Here is a 3,117-nt window from a genome sequence, read left to right as displayed (position 1 = left end):
TTGGTGGTGTTCAGGTCGTGGAAGCAAACTTACCATTGGTTGTTTCCTGTGCAAAAGGAATGGCAGAACAACGCATTCCAAACATGCGCGGAATCATGGCAGCTCGTACAAAACCGCTTACAGTGGTTGCGCCAACAGCGGTTGAAGATTTGACAGCATACGTTGAATACGGATTACCGGCAGCTAAATCAGCTGTGAAAATGATTGATCCGAACAACATGGACGAATTAGTTGCTTTGTTACACAACGAAGCTAAAGTTATTTAATTTACAAAGGAATTATGAATATTTTAGTTTATATCAATTCATCCAACCACTTAGCGAAAAGTGCTTTTGAAGCGGTAACTTACGCAAAGAAAATCGGTGGTACGATTACGGTTGTTGCAACCGGTTCAGTGGACGATGCAACATTGGCAAACTTAGGAGAATATGGTGCTGAGAAAGTATTGGTAGATCGCAATGTTTCTACTGAAGATTCACAACAAGTCACTCGTTTGATCGCAAAAGCAGCTGAAACAACAGGTGCAGAATTAATCGTTTTCTCTCACGACCTGGTAGCAAAAGCAGTTGCTCCGCGCCTGTCTGTTCGTTTGAAAGCAGGATTGATCTCCGGAGCAGTGGATGTTCCGAATACAGCAAACGGTTTTGTCGTGAAGGTAAATGTTTTCTCAGGAAAAGCATTTGGTTTCGTTTCTGTGAAATCTGCTAAAAAAATTATTTCATTGCTTCCGAATTCATTCCAGCCTGAAAAAGTTGGTTCGGCTTGTGCCGTTGAAGCATTTGACGGAGCGGCAGGTGCCTCTGCGATCAAAGTAGTTGAAACAAAAATGCCGGAAGGTGAAATTCCATTACCGGAAGCAGAATTGGTTGTTTCAGCTGGCCGTGGATTGAAAGGTCCTGAAAACTGGGGAATCGTAGAAGATTTGGCAAAAGCATTGGGTGCTGCAACAGCATGTTCCCGTCCGGTTGCTGATATCGGTTGGAGACCTCATCACGAACACGTAGGGCAAACAGGAGTTGCAATTCGTCCGAACCTATACATTGCTGCAGGGATTTCCGGTGCAATTCAACACTTGGCCGGAGTAAACGGTTCAAAAGTGATTGTAGTGATCAACACAGATCCTGAAGCGCCTTTCTTCAAGGCTGCTGATTACGGAGTAGTGGGTGATGCGTTCGAAGTATTGCCGAAATTAACGGAAGCTGTAAAAAAATTCCGTTCAACACCGCACTAGGATTCATCTATTTAATTATTTTTACGGAAGTAAATCCGAGGAGGGAAGCACGCAAAATGCTTCCCTCCTTATTTAAACCCTTCGTAAGGAAAACGTTCGAATGGACAAGATTAAACTAGATATTATCGGACTGTCATACAGTCAGACTCTATGTGGTGCTTATGCTTTGGTTTTAGCTGAATCAGGCGGAAAACGCCGTTTGCCAATCATTATTGGCGGTTTTGAAGCTCAGGCAATCGCCATCGAGTTGGAAAAAATGACCCCGACCAGGCCGCTCACTCATGATTTATTCAAATCTCTCGCACAAACTTTTTCCATTCAACTCAAAGAAGTCGTGATTTACAATTTGCAGGAAGGAATCTTCTTTGCAAAATTGGTTTGTGAGAAAGATGGCGTTTTTTCGGATATCGATGCCAGAACTTCCGACGCAATCGCTTTAGCAGTTCGGTTCGACTGCCCTATTTACACTTTTGAATCCATTCTTTCCTCTGCCGGAATTCTTTCTGATGAATTTCTGGATGAAGAAGATGAAATTGAAATCGCAGATTCAGACGACAATGAGTTCAGTAAAATGACCAAGGCTGAATTGGAAGAACAACTTCAAACTGCGATTGACCAGGAAGACTATGAATTGGCTTCCAAAATCAGAGATGAAATCAATAAGCGCGAAGCGTAATCCACATTAAGCATTTATTATTATGGGGAAATCCATCAAAGTTCGATTGACCATTATGAGTTTTCTCCAGTTCTTCGTGTGGGGAGCGTGGTTGATTACGATTGCAAATTATTGGTTTGACACAAAACATTGGGGACCCGCAGAATTCGGAGGCGTTTTCTCTACATTGGGATTATCTTCCTTGTTCATGCCTTCTATCACCGGAATCATTGCCGACCGCTGGATCAATGTTGAAAAGCTTTACGGAGTTTTGCATTTATTAGGCGGAGTTGTCTTGTTACTCCTTCCATTGGTAAAAACATCCGACAATTTCTTCTGGATTATTTTCCTGGCAATGGTCTTTTACATGCCAACGATTTCACTATCTAATTCCATCGGATATACCGTATTGAAAAACAACAAGTTTGACGTCGTAAAAGTCTTCCCTCCAATCCGTGTTTGGGGAACCGTCGGATTTATCGCTGCCATGTGGTTTACCAATCTGACCGGAAATAAGGCTTCGGCAAATCAGTTCGTCATTGCTGGGATTGCTGCAATTGTTCTGGCGATTTACTCATTTACACTTCCGAAATGTCCGCCTACAAACGTTAAAACAGAAAAGAAATCGTTTATAGAAGTGATGGGGCTCGACTCCTTCAAACTGTTCGGAACCTACAAAATGGCGTTGTTCTTTTTGTTTTCAATGCTTCTCGGAGCGGCGTTGCAGCTGACGAATATGTACGGAGATTTGTACTTATCGGAATTTAAAGGCATTCCACAGTACGCAGATTCTGTCGTTGTAAAGTATTCGACAGTGATCATGTCCATTTCTCAGATTTCGGAAACACTGTTCATCCTGGCAATTCCTTTTTTCCTGAAACGATTCGGAATCAAACAAGTGATGCTGATCAGTATGCTTGCATGGGTTTTGCGTTTCGGCTTATTTGCATTCGGAAACCCGGAAGACGGTCTTTGGATGATCATTACTTCCTGCGTCGTATACGGAATGGCCTTCGATTTTTTCAATATTTCGGGATCATTGTTTGTTGAAACTACAACAGATTCTAAAATCAGATCCAGTGCGCAAGGATTGTTTATGATGATGACCAACGGAATAGGCGCGATTATGGGAAGTTACATCAGTGGCTGGATTATCGAACGTTTTTTCATCCTGGAAAGCGGAGCAAAAGACTGGTATCATATCTGGCTTAGTTTTGCTGCATACGCTTTA

Annotated in this window: 3 protein-coding genes and 1 pseudogene; all 4 read left to right on the top strand. The window is 42.4% G+C overall.

All coding sequences use genetic code 11. The annotated features are described in order from the left end of the window. Window positions 1-266: pseudogene (locus tag Q1V93_RS11220) on the top strand (electron transfer flavoprotein beta subunit/FixA family protein); the annotation flags it as partial. Between the two features lie 14 nt (window positions 267-280). Beyond that, a complete protein-coding gene (locus Q1V93_RS11215; protein ID WP_300664726.1) occupies window positions 281-1,231 on the top strand; it encodes an electron transfer flavoprotein subunit alpha/FixB family protein in 951 nt (316 codons plus the stop codon). A gap of 100 nt (window positions 1,232-1,331) precedes the next feature. Beyond that, window positions 1,332-1,907: a bifunctional nuclease family protein gene (locus Q1V93_RS11210; RefSeq protein ID WP_300664724.1), complete on the top strand. Its 576-nt coding sequence runs from the start codon at window positions 1,332-1,334 to the stop codon at window positions 1,905-1,907. A 22-nt stretch (window positions 1,908-1,929) separates the two neighbouring features. Beyond that, window positions 1,930-3,117 (top strand): nucleoside permease (locus tag Q1V93_RS11205; protein WP_300664722.1); only part of this gene is annotated, 1,188 nt, incomplete at its 3' end.

Origin of the sequence: Fluviicola sp. (assembly GCF_030151805.1) — a bacterium.
Lineage (GTDB): Bacteria > Bacteroidota > Bacteroidia > Flavobacteriales_D > Crocinitomicaceae > Fluviicola.
Note: the sequence above shows the minus strand (reverse complement) of the source record. Positions and strands in the feature narration are given on the sequence as shown.

Coding starts and splice junctions, on each gene's coding strand:
- Q1V93_RS11215 (WP_300664726.1), top strand. CDS start 281: ATGAATATTTTAGTTTATATCAATTCATCCAACCACTTAGCGAAAAGT.
- Q1V93_RS11210 (WP_300664724.1), top strand. CDS start 1,332: ATGGACAAGATTAAACTAGATATTATCGGACTGTCATACAGTCAGACT.